Source organism: Streptomyces sp. AMJ-169 (assembly GCF_055597585.1).
On record NZ_JBVLTJ010000002.1, the window covers coordinates 636,601 to 652,890 of the forward strand.

Here is a 16,290-nt window from a genome sequence, read left to right on the forward strand (position 1 = left end):
CCCACAGCCGACCGAGCAGAACGGAATCACGGTGACCCGCACCATCCTCGACGTCCACATCCTCCAGGTGGTCCCGCCCAGCAACCTCAACCGCGACGACACGGGCACGCCGAAGTCGGCGTACTACGGCGGGGTGCGGCGAGCCCGGGTGTCCAGCCAGGCGTGGAAACGCGCGACCCGCAAGACGTTCGACGAACTGCTGCCGCCCGAGGAACTCGGCGTCCGCACCAAGAAGCTCGCCGGGGCGCTGGCGGAGCGGATCACCGCCAAGAGCGGGTTCACCGAACCCGTCGCCATCTCCCTGGCCGTCGAGACGCTGAAGACGGCGACCGGCTCCAAGATCGAGCCTCCGAAGCGGAAGGCGAAGGACGGCGAAGAGGCGAACACAACACCTGTCTCGTCGTACCTGATGTTCCTGAGCAGCCGCCAGTTGGACGCTCTCGCCGACCTGGCGATCGAGCACAGCGGCCCGGAGGGGGACGTCAAGCGCCTCGCGGAGTACCTGAAGAAGAACAAGGCCGAGGCGAAGAACGCCGTGGACGCCCGGCACTCGGTGGACATCGCGCTCTTCGGCCGGATGGTCGCCGACTCCGCCGACCTGAACGTGGAGGCCGCGACGCAGGTGGCCCACGCCATCAGCGTGCACAAGTCGGACATCGAGTCCGACTACTACACGGCGGTGGACGACCTCAGCTCCGACGACGAATCCGGCGCGGGGATGATCGGCACCGTCGACTTCAACTCCGCGACCCTCTACCGCTACGCGGCCGTGGACGTCGACGAACTGCACCGCAACCTGGGTCTCGGGCTTCAGGAGAACGAAGTTCCGAGCACCCCTGCGGAGAAGGCGGTCACCGCGTTCCTGGAGGCGTTCATCACCTCCCTGCCGACCGGGAAGATCAACACTTTCGGCAACCACACCCTGCCCTCCGCCGTGCTCGTGAAGCTGCGCGACCGGCGGCCGGTGAGCTTCGTCAGCGCCTTCGAGGAGCCCGTGCCGCAGGGAGCGAAGGGCGGGTATCTCCGGGAGAGCTGTCATCAACTCGCCGAGTACGTACCGAACTTCGAGAAGCAGTACGGCATCGAGACGGCCCAGGACCAGACCTGGGTCTTCCGCGTCGGCAACGAGACCGAGGCGCTCGCCCCGCTCGGCCGGGCCGTCTCCTTGAAGACCCTGCTGGAGGAAGTGCGCGCGGCGGTGGCGCGGCGGGTGGGTTCCGGAGCGGGGGCATGACGGCTGCGAGCCCGGACCGGTCGACGATGCTGCTGCGGCTCGCCGGCCCACTACAGTCCTGGGGCTCATCGGCCCGCTTCACCCGCCGCGGCACCGAGAACGCCCCCACCAAGAGCGGGATACTCGGCCTGCTCGCCTCGGCCGAAGGCCGCCCTCGGGGTGCGGACCTCTCCGACCTGGCCGCGCTGCGGTTCGGCGTACGGATCGACCAACCCGGCTCCCGGCTGCGGGACTTCCACACCGCGCACCATGCCGACACAGGCAAGTCCATGCCGCTGTCCGAACGGTTCTACCTCGCGGACGCCGTGTTCGTGGCGGGAGTCGAGGGCGACCCGGCGCTGCTGCACCGCCTCTACGACGCCGTACGCGCACCCCGTTTCCTGCCCTTCCTCGGGCGGCGCTCCTGTCCCCCTTCTCTCCCTCTCGACCTGGGCCCGCCACTCCCTGACACGGACCTGGAGGAGGCTCTGCGTGCCGCGCCCTGGCAGGCGTCCCCCTGGTACAGGAAACGCACCAACCACGATCCGGGACCTCTGGACCTGCTGCTCGACTGCCCGCCCGCCGACGTCCCGCACCTGTCCCTGCGGGACACACCGGTGAGCTTCGACCCCCGGCACCGGCAGTACGCGCTGCGTGGCGTCGTCACCGCCCACACCGACCTGCGCACCGCCCACGACCCGACCACCGGCCTGCGCCCCCTGCCCGTCCCGAGGACCCCCTGATGTACCTGACCCGCTTCCGCATCAACACCGCACGGTCCGGCGCGCGCCGGCTGCTCGGCTCGCCGAACTTCATGCACGGCGCGGTGAACATGGCCTTCCCCGACCCGCCATCGAGGGACGGGACCGGCCCGCGCGTCCTGTGGCGGGTGGACCCGGCCGCCGCGGGCCGCGCCGACCTGTTCATCGTCAGCCCCGACCGCCCCGACCTGACCCACCTGGTCGAGGAAGCGGGCTGGCCCGGCCTGCCGGACCCCGGCTGGACGACCTTCGCCTACGACGAGTTCCTCGACCGCCTCGCCCCCGGCAGCACCTGGGCCTTCCGCCTCACGGCCAACCCGGTGCACAACATCCGCCGGGACGTGGACGCGAGGGACACTCCCACGAAGCGGGCCGCACACGTCACGCCCCGCCATCAGATCGGCTGGCTGCTCCAGCGGCAGAAGAACGCGGGCTTCGAGGTGACGGAGACCCCCGCCGACCGCAGGCTGACCGAACACGGCCACCAGCACGAGGTGATCGTGCACGACCGGATGCCCTTGCAGTTCCGCAAGACCGGCTCCGCCGCCGGCCGCCCGGAGGTCCGCATCACCCGGGTCACCTTCGACGGCCGCCTGCGCGTCACCGACGCCGACACCTTCCGCCGCACCCTCACCAACGGACTGGGCAAGGCCAAGGCGTACGGCTGCGGCCTGATGACCCTCGCGCCCGCGTCATGAGCACGGTCGGACGACGGCCCACCTCAACTCCCCGGGAACTCACCAGGGTCGGCGACCGCGTCTCCTTCCTCTACCTGGAACGCTGCACCGTCCACCGCGACGACAACGCGATCACCGCCACCGACGCGGACGGCGTCACCCACATCCCCTCCGCGACCATCGGCACCCTCCTCCTGGGTCCCGGCACCCGCATCACCCACCAGGCCATGTCCGTCCTCGGCGAATGCGGCGCGGGCGTCGCCTGGGTCGGCGAACGAGGAGTCCGCCACTACGCCGGCGGACGCGCCCTCACCCTCTCCAGCCACCTCGTCGAAGCACAGGCCACCGCCTGGGCCAACCGCCGCACCCGCCTGGACGTCGCCCGCGCCATGTACCGCCTGCGCTTCCCCGACGAAGACCCCTCGACCAAGACCCGCCAGCAGCTCCTCAGCATGGAAGGCCACCGGGTCAGGGACTGCTACCGGCGCGAGGCCGCCCGCACCGGCGTCCCCTGGCACCGCCGCGAGTACCACCACGGCGACTTCACCGCCGGCGACCCTCCCAACCAGGCCGTCACAGCCGCCGCCCAGTGCATGTACGGCATCGCCCACGCCGTCGTCGCAGCGCTCGGCTGCTCTCCCGGACTCGGCTTCGTGCACTCCGGGCACGAACGCTCCTTCGTCCTGGACATCGCCGACCTCTACAAGACCGACATCGGCATCCCGGCCGCCTTCGACGCAGCCGCCCAGGGCGACCAGGACATCGCCACCCGCACCCGGCGCGCCCTCAGAGACCGCATCAACACCACCGGCCTCCTCGACCGCTGTGTGAAGGACATCAAAAACCTCCTCCTTCCCCACCACACCACCCCACCACCGGACGACACGACGGACCGGGTGACCCTCCAGTCCGACGGCGGCAGGTTCCTGCCCGTCCAGTCCGACGGCGGCAGGTTCCTGCCCGCCGGCCACAACCACGCCTCGCCTGCGGAGCACACCACCCCGCAGGACCTCACCTGGGAGGACCCCATCTGGTGACCGTCATCGTCCTCGCCAACTGCCCCGCCGGCCTCCGCGGCTTCCTCACCCGCTGGCTCCTGGAAATCTCCCCCGGCGTCTTCCTCGGCGCCCCCTCCGCCCGCGTCCGCGACATCCTCTGGGAAGAAGTCCGCCAGTACCGCGGCAAGGGCCGAGCCCTCCTCGCCCACCAGACGAACAACGAACAAGGCTTCACCTTCGCCACCCACGAACACACCTGGCACCCCACCGACCACGAGGGCCTCACCCTCCTCCACCGCCCCACCACCCCACCACCCCACACTCCCCAACCACCAGCCCACCCCGCCAAGGCTGGAGCAAAGCAGCCAAAAGACGAACCTTCGGAAACCAGTAGACCCAACCCGACTCACCCTCAACCCACCACCCCGAGAGGCGATATGCCCGTTTCTCAGGAAGCAAGCAAAATCCACTTCCCTCACGGATAAACCCCCAGATCACATGCCGTGGTCCCCGCGCCTGCGGGGGTGTTCCCCGCGTAAGGGTCCTGGCCTGCGCAGACAGTTCGTGGTCCCCGCGCCTGCGGGGGTGTTCCCGGGTCGCTGGTGACGGACTGCAATGTCAAGATGTGGTCCCCGCGCCTGCGGGGGTGTTCCCCACCACCAGGTGGGAGCTGGGCATTACCAGGGGTGGTCCCCGCGCCTGCGGGAGTGTTCCCGATCTCCGCGACCACCGTGTCCGGCACGATCAGTGGTCCCCGCGCCTGCGGGGGTGTTCCCGCCAGGGCGAAGGCGGTCCTGTGGAAAGCCAGGTGGTCCCCGCGCCTGCGGGAGTGTTCCCGCCGGCAAGATGGGTGCTGTGGAGTCCATGGCCTATGCGACAGCAGCCATGACCTCGTCGTCCAGAGCATCCAGAAGATGCCCGTACCGGTCCACGGTCGTCGTGATGGACTCATGCCCCAGCCGGGCCTGGATCGCAGGCAGCGGCACCTTCGCCGCGATCAGCCAAGCAGCGTGCGAGTGACGCAGATCGTGCACCCGGGGCCGCTTGATCAGCCCGAACCTCTCCGCCGCCAGCTCGATCGCCGGGAGCCACCGCAGCCGGCGAAACGTTCCCGCATCCCACCGCCCACCCTCGGGCCCGGTGAACAGCAGATCATCAGGCGCCTTCCCCTTCGCCCGCCGCCGCAGCATCCGATCGAGCTTCCAGGTGATCACGACCGTACGACGGCTGCGCTTCGTCTTCGGAGCCCCCAGATACGGCTTCCCGTCCTCGTCCCGCTTCCACGCCCGCTGGATCCGCAGAACCGGCCGCCCGTTACGACGCTGGATGTCACGGGGCTGGAGCGCGGTCCCCTCACCCCACCGGACACCCGTCTCCGCGAGGGTGTCGGTGAGATCCTGCGCGTCCTCGGCCATGCACTCGTAGACCCACCGGTACTCCTCCCGCTCGAGGAAGACCATCTCCTCCTCGACCTGCTCACCGTCCAGACGCGGCAACCGGGTGTACGAGCAAGGATTCGTCGCCCGCAACTTCGGCTCCGCGTCAACAGCGGCCTGGAGGATCGCGTGGAGCAGCCCGTGCTGATTGGACACCGTCTTCGGCTTGTACTTCGTACGCGCCCTGCGGTCCGGCGGATCCAACGGAGCGGCCTTCCCCTCCGCCAGGTCGTTGACCCACTGCTGGATCATCTCCCGGCTGATCCCACCCTCGCCATCGCGCACCGAGTAGCCCTTGAACCACGGCGACATGTTCTGCTCCACCAGCCGCCGGTACTTCGCCCGGGTATCCCCCTGGATCCCCGTCAACAGCCCGATCTGCTTCATGGCGAACACCTCGAACATCTCGCCCTCCGACCGCAGATCGGCGACGAACCCCCGCCCCCGTATCCACCCCGGCGGCCACTGCTGCCCGAACCCGTTCACCAGATCCCTGAACCGCTCGGCAGCATCAGGATCGGTGAAGACCTCCGACTCCCTGCGGCCGTTCCGAACCCCTCCCGCGCGCCAGCGGACGGTGTGCGAGACCTCTCCCTCGGCGAGCTGCCGAACCTCGATGTGTGCCATGCGCGGGACCGTAGGCAGGGGCCCGGGAAGAGATCACATGCGCTCGGACACCCCCACCGCACGTCCGGGACAGTGCAAAGGCTCCCCGCACCCCGATCTGAGCCCGTGTGCCCACATCGTGCCCACATGAAAAAGAAGAAGACCCCCTCCGCCCCACGTTTCCGCAGGTCAAAGGGGGTCCAAAAAAGTGGAGCCTAGGGGAGTCGAACCCCTGACATCCGCCATGCAAAGACGGCGCTCTACCAACTGAGCTAAGGCCCCGAACAAGCCCACCCCCGGACCACCCCGGGCGAAGACCAGACACCAGAGTACCGGTTCCCCCAACCGATCTCGTCAACAGATTGCCCTCCCCGCGCCCGACCACTCTCCGTAAGATGCTCGTCGTGGTTCGCTACAGCGAACCGTGGATTTTTTGGGGAAGCGATGGGGAGACGCAATGGACGCCGCACAACAGGAAGCGACCGCCAGAGCGCGGGAACTTCAGCGGAACTGGTACGGGGAGCCACTGGGGGCGCTCTTCCGTAAACTCATCGACGATCTTGGCCTCAACCAGGCTCGTCTCGCAGGGGTGTTGGGACTTTCCGCGCCGATGCTGTCCCAGCTGATGAGCGGTCAACGCGCGAAGATCGGAAACCCCGCGGTGGTCCAACGGGTGCAACTGCTCCAGGAGTTGGCGAATCAGGTCGCCGACGGGAGCGTCAGCGCCGCCGAGGCCACCCAGCGGATGGACGAGATCAAGCGCTCCCAGGGGGGCTCGGTGCTGAGCAACACCACGCAGACGACGAGCAGTTCAGGTGCTCCGACCGTCAAGCGCGTGGTCCGCGAGATCCAGTCGCTGCTGCGCTCGGTCGCTGCCGCCGGCGACATCATCGACGCCGCCGACACCCTCGCCCCGACCCACCCCGAACTGGCAGAGTTCCTCCGGGTCTACGGCGCGGGCCGCACCTCGGACGCGGTCACGCACTATCAGTCCCACCAGAGCTGAAACCGTACGGCCCGGCCGCCGAGGGGGTCGGCGCCGGGCCGCACGGCACCCCTCAACACCCCTTCAGGGAAGCCCCGTTAAAAGCCCCCGCCAAGGGAGCCCCCTGCGAGGGAGCCAACCCCCGTCCAGAGCACCCCCTTTCAAGAAAAGGGAGCAACGCACCACATGGGTGAGGTCTTCGCCGGACGCTACGAGCTGGTCGACCCGATCGGCAGAGGAGGAGTGGGCGCGGTCTGGCGCGCCTGGGACCACCGCCGCAAGCGGTACGTCGCCGCCAAGGTCCTCCAACAGCGCGACGCCCACTCCCTCTTGCGCTTCGTCCGCGAACAGGCGCTGCGCATCGACCACCCCCACGTCCTGGCCCCCGCCAGCTGGGCGGCCGACGACGACAAGGTCCTCTTCACGATGGACCTGGTCCGCGGCGGCTCCCTCGTCAGCCTCATCGGCGACTACGGCCCCCTCCCCCCACCGTTCGTCTGCACCCTCCTCGACCAGCTCCTCTCGGGCCTGGCCGCCGTCCACGCCGAGGGCGTCGTCCACAGGGACATCAAACCGGCGAACATCCTCCTCGAAGCGACCGGCACCCGCCGCCCCCGCCTGCGGCTGTCCGACTTCGGTATCTCGATGCGGCTGGGCGAACCCCGGTTGACGGACACCAACCTGGTCGTCGGCACCCCCGGCTACATCGCCCCCGAGCAACTCCTGGGCGCCGACCCGGACTTCCCGGCCGACCTGTTCGCCGTGGGCCTCGTCGCGCTGTACCTCCTGGAGGGCAAGAAGCCCGACGCGAAACGGATCGTCCAGCACTTCGCCGAGCACGGCACCCCGAGCGCGCCCCAGGGCGTCCCCGAGCCCCTCTGGCAGATCATCGCGACGCTCCTGCAACCGGACCCCCCGACCCGCTTCCGCACCGCGACCGGCGCCCGCAAAGCCCTCCTCACGGCCGCCGAACTCCTGCCCCCCACCGAGGACGACGACCAGATCGAGATCTTCGACCAACTCTCCCCCCTCCCCAGGGGTTTCACCCCGGACGGCCCGACGACGGTCCCCACCCAGCCCCTGAAACCCCACGCGTACGACACCCCCCACACCCCCGTCAGCTCAGCCACCCTCCGCATCCCCCCCAAACCCCTCACCTCCCCACCCACAGCCACCTGGCCGGGCGCCACCCCCCACACGGCGTCGGTCTCGGCGGGGTGGGGACCGGTACGAGCACCGGAAAACCCGGGAAGCCCGGGAAGCCAGGGGAGCCAGGGAAGCCAGGGGAACTCGGCGTTCTCGGGCCCCCCGGAAATCTCAGAGCGCCCGAGAACCCCGGCAATCCCCCCGCTCCCGACCCACACCCCCACCCACACCCCGACCCCCACACCCCCCACCGCCCCCTACACCCAACAAACCCCCGCCCCTGCCCCTGCGCCGCCCCCCACCCTGGGCCGAGCCGCCGCCCGCCGAGCCGCCACCCGCCGCCGCCCCGGCCCCCCGGCAAAAATCGCGATCCCCCTCCTCCTCCTCGCCCTCACCAGCTACGCGATCGGCTTCTGGGCCCTCACCCGCATCTGACGCCGCCCGACCACCCCCCACACCCCCAGCACGGCCACCACAAGCGTCCCCACCCCGAATCCCCCCACAGCCACGGCGACCATCACCGGATCCCCCCCACCGGCGGCCCGCGCACCACCCCCCACCCCAGAAGGCGAAGCCCCGCCGACAGCACCCCCGAACATCCCGGCAGGCACAGAGTCCCCCACATAAGCCGGCCCCACCCCGACCACCCCCTTCACCCCCACCCGCAAGGTCACCCCATAAGGCCCCGCCCCGAACTTCTCCCCGACCGCGGCGGCCAGATGGACGACGACGTAATAGTCCCCGGCGAACCGCATCCCGCCCACGGAGTCGTCCCGAGCGAACCGATTCGCGTACGACACCGGCGGCACCGCCCGCAGCACCCCCGCCTTCTGCTCCCCGCCGTACCCGATCCGCTCCTCCACGACCTTCGCCCGCACGGGGTTGTAGAGCACGACGTCGAGCGCGGAGGCGACGAACCCGGACCCGGACCCGCCGCTGCCGAGCTCGGCGCTGACGGAGACCTGCTGCCCCCACTCCAGCGGAACGGCGTAGAACAGGGTCTGACCTGGAAGGACGTCATCGCGCCAGACCCCTTGCTCCAGATCGGTGGCCGACGCGAACCCGGCCCCGCCGGGCCGCCGCCGCGCCTCCCCGGCGACGGCGGCCGGCGTGGCGGAATCCCACCGCTCCGGCGCGGCGGAGGGCCCGCCGGAGGCGACGGCGGGCTCGGAGACGGTCACCAGCTCCAGCTCCCAGGAGTCGTCCGACGCGGACTTCGCCGAACTCCGGTTGCGCTCGACGACGACGTAATAGGCCCCCGCCGCCCGGCACACCGACCGCCCGCCCCCGCCGTCCCGCTCCCCCCACGCCACGATCGGATGCGGACTGGTCACGGACCCGAAGTTCACGGAGTCGGTGGAGCAGTTGAGCCCGTTGGCGTCCTGCACGACCACCTTGATCCCGTCACTGACGGCCGGCTCGGCGTCCGCGCCCGGCACGGCGGTCACGGACACATAGGCGGTGGACACGGCATCGAGATCAAGCCGGTAATAGACCTTCTCCCGCCCCTCCAGCACACTCCGGTACGCCCGCCCGACCTCCAGCCGTACCGCATCCGCCGTGGCGAGCGCCCCGCCGACGGTACGAGCCCCGGGCACGAAGGCGTACGACGGGACATCCGCCGCCCGCGCGACGCCCCCCACCGCCAGCGCGACCCCGACCACACCCGCCCCCACGGCCGTACGCCACCCCATGCCGCCTCCGATCCGCGCGCCTACCCGCCGCCGACCATCTTCGCCAGTCGGACGCCACCGGCACCGCCGTTTTCCCGCCTACGGCCGAACAGGGGGCCGCGTTCCCCGCGCGGGCACGCAAAGACCCCGGCCGCTCGGGGCGGCCGGGGTCGGCAGGTACTCGGGATACGGCGCTCAGGAACCCGTGGGCACGGAGTCAGTCGCCTCCGTCCACAGATCCTGCTCGGCGCGATCCGCCTGGATCTGGCGGTACACGAGGAGCCCGCCGATGGCGGCCAGTGCGACCAGGAGAAGCTTCTTCACCGCGCGACCTCGTCTTTCCTTGACGTAGGGGACCTCTGCCGCCCGACTATACACACCGACCGATATCGATCGGTGACCTGCGTCCGCCCCTCAACTCCCGCCCCCGGACGCCGAGTAGACGCATATGAGCCCCCTCGGACCGCAGGGTGATCACACCCCCACGGACGGTCACTTTTCACCCCACCCGAACCACCTTGTCCGACTTTCGGGCCTGATAGGTCCATCCGGGTGGTGTTCATCAGAACATCGCCACGCCACGACGCCGGGTGCTTTGCATCACGTCGCTCATACACATGATGAGGAAAGTACGCAAATCGCCCCATCCGAAAGCAGAGGGACCATGAACCGCTTCCGTCACCTGTGGACCACGATCATCACCGCTCTCCTCGCCCTGTGCACGGCCCTCGGCCTGATCACGACCACGGCGGCAGCGGCGACCCCCACGCAGACGACGGCAGCGACGACAGCCCCTCAACCACTCACGGCCCCCCTCCCCGCCTGGTCCCGAGCCCTCCCCCCGACCATGAAGCAACGCATCACGGCGGAGGCCCACGGCTCCTCCCCCTCGGTCCGCCACCTCGCCGACCCGGACGACCTCTGCGCCCCACCGGGCTGCACCTTCCAGGACCCGGACCTCCTCACCCCACAGGGCTGGACCTTCTCCCCGGCATAGCCGCACAGCCGCAGCGCGGCTTAAGCGACACGGAACAACGGCGACTTGCGTACGCCCAGCACACAAAGGCCCGGCGGCTCCCCAGAGCCCCGGGCCTTCGCCGTGCCCGCCCCCTTTCCCGGCCGTTTCCTAGCCACCCCTTGGGCGCTCCCTGGCCAGGAAACTACTTTCCAATACAGAAAGTAGATGCCAGTCTGGCGGGCATGACGGACTCCACCACCCCGGCAGCCGCCGAAGCCGCCCTCGCCGCAGCCCGCGCCGCCCGGTCCGCCGCGCGCGAGGCCCGCCGCATCCCCGCCTGGCACCCGCCGGCCGCAGGCCTCCTCTTCGCCACGGGCTTCACGTGCTACGCCGTCGTCGCCGGCCACCCCCAAGGCCGGGCCTGGCTGGCCGTGTTCGCGGTGCTCTGCATGCTCGCCTGCCTCGCGCTGAACGTCGCCACGACCAGGGCGGGCGGCGTCCTGCTGTGGCCGGCCGGCACGACACGCGAACGCCGGCTGCGGCAGGTGCCGTTCCTCGTACTGACGGCCGTGGCCGTCCTGATCGGCCTGCTCCTGGGCTTCCCCGCCGGCCTCGCCGTCTTCGGCGTCGTGGGCGGCGCCCTGACCTGGTACCAGACGCAGCAGCGCAGGAAGCCGACGGCATGACCCCAGATCCCCGGACTCCCGGCCCCCAGTTGGACGCCGCCATCCAGCACCCCACCCGCCTCGCGCTCGCCGCCTTCCTCTCCGGCTGCCTGGAAGCCGACTTCAGGACCGTGCGGGACGGCCTGGGCATGTCGGACTCGGCGCTCAGCAAGACGGTCTCGGCGCTGGAGGAGTCGGGCCACGTCAAGGCACGCAAGGGCTTCGTCGGCAAACGCCCCCGCACCTGGCTGTCGCTCACCCAGGAAGGCCACGCCCGGCTGGCGGCCCACCTGGAGGCCCTCCAGCAGATCGCCGACCGGGCACGGACCCAGGCGAGCGGATCAGCGCCCTGACAGAGCCAGCCAGTGAGCGACCCGACGGACGGTCGTCTCGTCGAGCCGGTCCACCAACTCGCGTACGGCGGTGACGTCGGCGTCGCCGAGCTCGTGCACGCCCGCCTTGGCGAGCCCGGCGAGGAGGGCCTGCTGACGGCGGTCCTGCATACGTTCCTTGTGGCTGGCGGAGCCGGCACCGGGCTCGGGCGGGGCGGCCTCAGGAGTGGGCGTCTGCGCAGGGGCGGCCGTCTCGTACCGGTGCCAGGCGCCGTCCCTCGGCCCCCACAGGGCGATGTCGAGGCGGTCGGCGCGGGCGCGGGTCATCTCGCCGAGGGCGTAGAGGACGGGCGCGCGGTACGGGGACTCGGCGGCGACGCGCCAGGAGTCCGCGGCCGGCGGGCGGAAGAGCGCGACCCAGCGCGGCTCCCCGGGAGGACTGATCGACTCCACGTGCGCTCACCTCCGAAGAAGGCAACGGCAACAGCCACGCGGACGATAACTGAGGCCCCTTCAGATGACCAGCCCCCGCCTGTCCGGCACCGGTCCCTCCCCACGTGGGGACCGGTGCCGGACCAAGCGGCGAAGCCGATTCACTGCGCATGAACCGTCGGGTCGAGATCGTGCCAGCGTTGTCCGGTTCGCAGGAGTCCCCAAGGGGTAAGCGGACGTTATCGTCGCAGGTCAGCCCTATAAAGTGGGTTTTCCGGTCCGGATTTCGAGCGCGGGGGAAGTAAGGGGTGGAACCTTGAGTTCCGGCTCAGGGGCACGTACGGCACTCGCCGAGCGGCTCGCTCTGCTGTACCGGGAGGCGGGAAACCCGCCCCTGAAGAGCGTGTCCGAGGCGGTCGTACGGCTCCAGCGCGTCGACGAGCGCGGACGCCCGCTGCGGGTCTCCGCGCAGCGGATCAGCGACTGGCGGCGGGCACGGAACGTGCCGGCGCAGTTCAGCGCGCTGGCGGCGGTCCTGCACGTCCTCATACCCGCGGCCCGGCGGACACGCGCGGTACCGGTCTCGCCGGGGCTCTACGACTTCGCGCAGTGGCAGAAGCTGTGGGAGCGGGCGCTGACGGACCCGGTCGGCGCCGAGCCCCCCGCACCCGCCGGCACCGCCGAGCCGGCTCCGCTGCCGGGGAGCGTCTGCCCGTACCGAGGGCTCGCTTCCTATCGGCAGCAGGACGCGGGCTGGTTCTTCGGCCGGGAGCGCAGCACGGACGCCCTGCTGACCCAACTCCGCGCCGCCGAGGGCACGGGCGGGCTGGTGATGCTGGTCGGGGCGTCCGGGGCGGGCAAGTCGTCACTGCTGCACGCGGGACTGGTGCCCGAGGTGGAGGCGGGGGCGCTGGGGGAGGGGAGGGGGGTACTTCATGTCGTACCGGGGGCTGATCCGCTGGCAGCGCTGGGGGAGCATATTGCGGGGCTGCGGGAGGGCGATGTTTCACGTGAAACGGGGGAAGGGGCTCAAGTAGGCGATGTTTCACGTGAAACAGGTGAAGCTCCGCAAGGTGACGGTGTTTCACGTGAAACGGGAGATGCGCGGCGAGCGGGCGATGTTTCACGTGAAACGGACCCCGACCCCGAAGAAACCTGGCCCGACCTCGAAACCGTCGTAGAGGAGTGGGCCGCGGCCCAGCCCGCCCCCCTCCCCATCGTGGTCGTCGACCAGTTCGAGGAGACCTTCACCCTCTGCGCCGACGACCCCCTGCGCCGCACCTTCGTCCGCCTGCTGCACACCCTCTCCGCCCACACCCCCGTGGTCCTGGGCATCCGCGCCGACTTCTACGAACGCTGCCTGGCCCACCCGGAGCTGGCGGACGCGCTCCAGAACCGGCACATGGTCCTGGGCCCGCTCACGGCGGCGGAGCTGCGGGAGGTGGTGACGGGACCGGCGAAGGCGGTGGGCCTGGAGCTGGAGACGGGGCTCGCGGAGCTGATCGTGCGTGAGGTAGGCGTCGAGGGCCCCGGCGTCCTGCCACTCCTCTCGCACGCCCTGCTGGCGACCTGGCAGCGCCGCAAGGGCGGCCGGCTGACGCTCGCCGGGTACCGGGCGGCGGGCGGCATCCAGGGCGCCGTCGCGGCGACCGCCGAGCGCGCCTGGTCCGACCTGGACCCGGCGGCCCGCTCGGCGACCCGGCTGCTCCTGCTGCGGCTGGTCCGGCTCGGCGAGGACACCCGCGCCACCCGCCGCCGCGGCACCCGCCGCCAGCTCGCGCACGAGGCCACCGACCCGGGCAAGACCGAGGAGTCCCTGGAGGCACTGGTCCGCGCCCGGCTGGTGACCCTGGACGCGGAGACCGTGGAGATCACCCACGAGGCCCTGCTGAGCGCCTGGCCGCGGCTGCGGGACTGGATCGACGAGGACCGCTCCGGCAACCTCCTGCGCCAGCGCCTGGAGGACGACAGCCGCTCCTGGGAGGAGCTGCACCGCGACTCGGCGCTGCTGTACCGGGGTTCACGCCTCGAACAGGCCCACACCTGGGCGAAGTCCGCGGGGGACACCTTCCTCACCCGGGGCGCCGCCGACTTCCTGGCCGCCTCGGTCCGGCTGCGCCGCCGCACCCTGTGGCTCGGCCGGGCCGCCGTCTCCGCACTGGTCGTGCTGACCGTGCTCGCGGCGGGCGCGGCCGTGCTGGCCTGGCAGCAGCGCAACGACGCCGTCTTCGAGTCGGTCGTCGCCGAGGCGGACCGCTTCCAGTACACCGACCCCTCACTCTCCGCCCAGCTCGACCTGGTCGCCCACCAGCTGCGCCCGGACGACGAGGGCGCGCGCGGCCGGCTCATCTCCATCGTCAACGCCCCGCTGGCCACCCCGCTGTCGGGCCACACCGGCGCGGTCTACCTGACGACGTTCAGCCCCGACGGCAAGCTCCTGGCGACGGCGAGCTACGACCGCACGGTCCGCCTGTGGAACGTCACCGACCGCAGCGCCCCGAAGCCGCTCACCACGCTCACCGGCCACACCAGCTGGGTCAGCAGCGCCGTCTTCAGCCCCGACGGCAAGACCCTCGCCAGCGCGGCGGACGACGGCACGATCCGCCTCTGGAACGTCACCGACCCCGCCCACCCCCAGCCGATCGGCGCCCCGCTGACCGGCCACACCGGCACGATCTACCTGATCACGTTCAGCCCCGACGGCAAGACGCTCGCGTCGGTCGGCGAGGACAAGACCGTACGCCTGTGGAACGTCGCCGACCCGGCGAGGGCGTCCGCGCTGGCGACCCTGACCGGCCACACCGCGGCGGTCCGCTCGGTCTCCTTCAGCCCGAACGGCGAACTGCTCGCGGCCGGGGGCGACGACAACACGGTGATGTTCTGGGACACGGCCGACGTCCGCCACCCGACCCGGCTCCCGACCGTGCTGCGCGGCCACACCGGGACGATCCACTCCGTCGCCTTCAGCCCCGACGGCAAGACCCTGGCGACCGGCAGCTCCGACGACACGATCCGCCTCTGGGACCTCACCGACCCCGTGCACGCCGCCCTGATCGGCACCCCGCTGACCGGCCACACCGGCCCGGTCTGGTCGGTGGCGTTCAGTCCCGACGGCACGAAGCTGGCGGCGGCCAGCGCGGACTCCACGGCCACGCTGTGGAACGTCAGCGACCCGGCCTACCCCTCCCAGATCGGCGAGCCCCTCGCCGGCGGCAGCGGCGAGATGTACGCGCTCGGCTTCAGCCCCGACGGCCGCACGCTCGCCACCGGCAGCGGCGACAACAAGGTCCGTCTCTGGTCCATCCCGGCCTCCGACGTCGTCGGCCGCACCGCCGCCTTCCGCCCCGACGGACAGGTCCTCGCCACCGCCGCGCGCGACGGCCGGATGCGGATGTGGAACGTGGCGAAGACGTCCGCGCCGACCGCCCTCAGCGGCCCTTTCATGCCGGCCGACGGCGGCGCCCGGGACATCGTCTTCTCCCCCGACGGCCGCTCCCTGGCCGTCCTCACCGCCGACCGCTCCGTCTACCTCTGGAACGTCACCGACCCCTCCCACCCCGTCTCCTACGGCCCCCCGCTGATCCTCGGCACCCGCTTCTCGGGCCCCAACTCCATCGCGTACGGCGGCCCTTCGGGACACACCCTGGCCACCGCCGTGGCCGACCGGAACATCCAGCTGTGGAACGTGGCGGACCCCGCCCACCCGACCCGCGTCGGCGCCCCCCTCACCGGCCACAAGGGCTACCTGAACGCCCTGGCGTTCACCCCCGACGGCGAGACCCTCGCCAGCGGCAGCGCGGACGGCACGGTCCGCCTCTGGGCCCTGACCCCGACGGGCGCCCGCCTGACGAACGTCCTGACCGGCCACAAGGGCCCCGTGAACGTCCTGGCCATCGCCCCCGACGGCAAGACCCTGTCCAGCGGCAGCGACGACGACACCGTCCGCATCTGGACGGTCCCCGAAGGCAGGCTGGCCGCGACCCTCACCGGCCACACCGAGGCGGTCGTCTCCCTGACCTACAGCCAGGACGGCACCACCCTGTCCAGCGGCGGCAACGACAACACGATCCGCCTCTGGAACGTCAGCACCCCGTCCCAGGCCTCCCCCATCGGCCAGTCCATGAGCCCCAGCGCCAAGACCGGCAACTTCCTCGCCTTCAGCCCCGCCGACCACCTGCTCGGCGTCTCCAGCGGCTCAGGAACCGTCCGCCTCTGGGACCTCGACGCGGCCGACGCGATCACCCACATCTGCGCGACCACCAAGAACGTCCTGACGAGGGCCCGTTGGCACGACTACCTCCCGCGCCTCGACTACGACCCCCCATGCCCGAAATAAAGAGTGATCCCAGTCACACCGCCCCATTCCACCTGAAGAGTCACCCCCCACTTCCCCAACACCCTTGTTAGC

14 protein-coding genes, 1 tRNA gene, 1 pseudogene and 1 CRISPR repeat array are annotated in these 16,290 nt (G+C 71.0%); of the genes and pseudogenes, 11 read left to right on the forward strand and 5 right to left on the reverse strand.

Translation table 11 applies throughout. From position 1 onward, the window contains the following. The first annotated feature begins 31 nt into the window (after positions 1-31). The 5 genes and pseudogenes from cas7e (at position 32) to cas2e (ending at position 4,043) form a co-directional block, all read left to right on the forward strand. Positions 32-1,234, forward strand: a complete 1,203-nt coding sequence (cas7e, locus tag ACYUD3_RS07330; protein ID WP_470965501.1) for a type I-E CRISPR-associated protein Cas7/Cse4/CasC — start codon at positions 32-34, stop codon at positions 1,232-1,234. Further along, positions 1,231-1,956 (forward strand): type I-E CRISPR-associated protein Cas5/CasD, encoded by a 726-nt coding sequence (gene cas5e / locus ACYUD3_RS07335; RefSeq protein ID WP_470965505.1) that lies wholly within the window; start codon positions 1,231-1,233, stop codon positions 1,954-1,956. Before cas7e ends, cas5e begins: the two co-directional genes overlap by 4 nt. Then, the gene (gene cas6e / locus ACYUD3_RS07340; protein ID WP_470965509.1) at positions 1,956-2,672 is read left to right on the forward strand and encodes a type I-E CRISPR-associated protein Cas6/Cse3/CasE; all 717 of its coding nucleotides are present in this window, start codon (positions 1,956-1,958) and stop codon (positions 2,670-2,672) included. Before cas5e ends, cas6e begins: the two co-directional genes overlap by 1 nt. Next, positions 2,669-3,688 (forward strand): type I-E CRISPR-associated endonuclease Cas1e, encoded by a 1,020-nt coding sequence (cas1e, locus tag ACYUD3_RS07345; protein WP_470965512.1) that lies wholly within the window; start codon positions 2,669-2,671, stop codon positions 3,686-3,688. Before cas6e ends, cas1e begins: the two co-directional genes overlap by 4 nt. Further along, positions 3,685-4,043 (forward strand): annotated as a pseudogene (cas2e, locus tag ACYUD3_RS07350) (type I-E CRISPR-associated endoribonuclease Cas2e). Before cas1e ends, cas2e begins: the two are co-directional and overlap by 4 nt. 109 nt (positions 4,044-4,152) lie before the next feature. Beyond that, positions 4,153-4,486: a CRISPR direct-repeat array (repeat unit 29 nt; unit sequence GTGGTCCCCGCGCCTGCGGGGGTGTTCCC). Positions 4,487-4,518: 32 nt separating this feature from the next. On the opposite strand, the gene ACYUD3_RS07355 reads toward cas2e, so the two are convergent. Then, the gene (locus ACYUD3_RS07355; protein ID WP_470965515.1) at positions 4,519-5,712 is read right to left on the reverse strand and encodes a tyrosine-type recombinase/integrase; all 1,194 of its coding nucleotides are present in this window, start codon (positions 5,710-5,712) and stop codon (positions 4,519-4,521) included. Between the two features lie 188 nt (positions 5,713-5,900). Continuing rightward, a tRNA-Ala gene (locus ACYUD3_RS07360) sits at positions 5,901-5,973 on the reverse strand. Between the two features lie 175 nt (positions 5,974-6,148). On the opposite strand from ACYUD3_RS07360, the gene ACYUD3_RS07365 reads away from it, so the two are divergent. Beyond that, positions 6,149-6,697 (forward strand): helix-turn-helix domain-containing protein, encoded by a 549-nt coding sequence (locus ACYUD3_RS07365; RefSeq protein WP_470965518.1) that lies wholly within the window; start codon positions 6,149-6,151, stop codon positions 6,695-6,697. A 165-nt stretch (positions 6,698-6,862) separates the two neighbouring features. Further along, entirely contained in the window at positions 6,863-8,257 is a 1,395-nt protein-coding gene (locus ACYUD3_RS07370; RefSeq protein ID WP_470965521.1) for a serine/threonine-protein kinase, read from the forward strand. Here ACYUD3_RS07370 and ACYUD3_RS07375 read toward each other — a convergent pair. Both ACYUD3_RS07375 and ACYUD3_RS07380 read right to left on the reverse strand, forming a co-directional pair. Next, positions 8,221-9,516, reverse strand: coding sequence for a hypothetical protein (locus ACYUD3_RS07375; protein WP_470965524.1), 1,296 nt, complete (start codon positions 9,514-9,516; stop codon positions 8,221-8,223). The genes ACYUD3_RS07370 and ACYUD3_RS07375 overlap by 37 nt on opposite strands. A gap of 174 nt (positions 9,517-9,690) precedes the next feature. After that, positions 9,691-9,819 (reverse strand): DLW-39 family protein, encoded by a 129-nt coding sequence (locus ACYUD3_RS07380; protein ID WP_003999697.1) that lies wholly within the window; start codon positions 9,817-9,819, stop codon positions 9,691-9,693. A 340-nt stretch (positions 9,820-10,159) separates the two neighbouring features. Here ACYUD3_RS07380 and ACYUD3_RS07385 point away from each other — a divergent pair, with 340 nt between their 5' ends. From ACYUD3_RS07385 to ACYUD3_RS07395, 3 genes are all read left to right on the forward strand, one after another. Next, the gene (locus ACYUD3_RS07385; protein WP_470965528.1) at positions 10,160-10,492 is read left to right on the forward strand and encodes a DUF6344 domain-containing protein; all 333 of its coding nucleotides are present in this window, start codon (positions 10,160-10,162) and stop codon (positions 10,490-10,492) included. A gap of 203 nt (positions 10,493-10,695) precedes the next feature. After that, complete coding sequence (locus ACYUD3_RS07390; RefSeq protein WP_470965531.1) at positions 10,696-11,139, forward strand: hypothetical protein; 444 nt, start codon at positions 10,696-10,698, stop codon at positions 11,137-11,139. After that, positions 11,136-11,471, forward strand: a complete 336-nt coding sequence (locus ACYUD3_RS07395; protein ID WP_470965534.1) for a winged helix-turn-helix domain-containing protein — start codon at positions 11,136-11,138, stop codon at positions 11,469-11,471. The genes ACYUD3_RS07390 and ACYUD3_RS07395 overlap by 4 nt, the downstream gene beginning before the upstream one ends. Here ACYUD3_RS07395 and ACYUD3_RS07400 read toward each other — a convergent pair. Then, complete coding sequence (locus ACYUD3_RS07400; protein WP_470965537.1) at positions 11,460-11,903, reverse strand: hypothetical protein; 444 nt, start codon at positions 11,901-11,903, stop codon at positions 11,460-11,462. The genes ACYUD3_RS07395 and ACYUD3_RS07400 overlap by 12 nt on opposite strands. A gap of 295 nt (positions 11,904-12,198) precedes the next feature. Between ACYUD3_RS07400 and ACYUD3_RS07405 the strand changes: the two genes are divergently transcribed. Next, positions 12,199-16,218 (forward strand): nSTAND1 domain-containing NTPase, encoded by a 4,020-nt coding sequence (locus tag ACYUD3_RS07405; RefSeq protein WP_470965539.1) that lies wholly within the window; start codon positions 12,199-12,201, stop codon positions 16,216-16,218. The last annotated feature ends 72 nt before the right edge of the window (positions 16,219-16,290 follow it).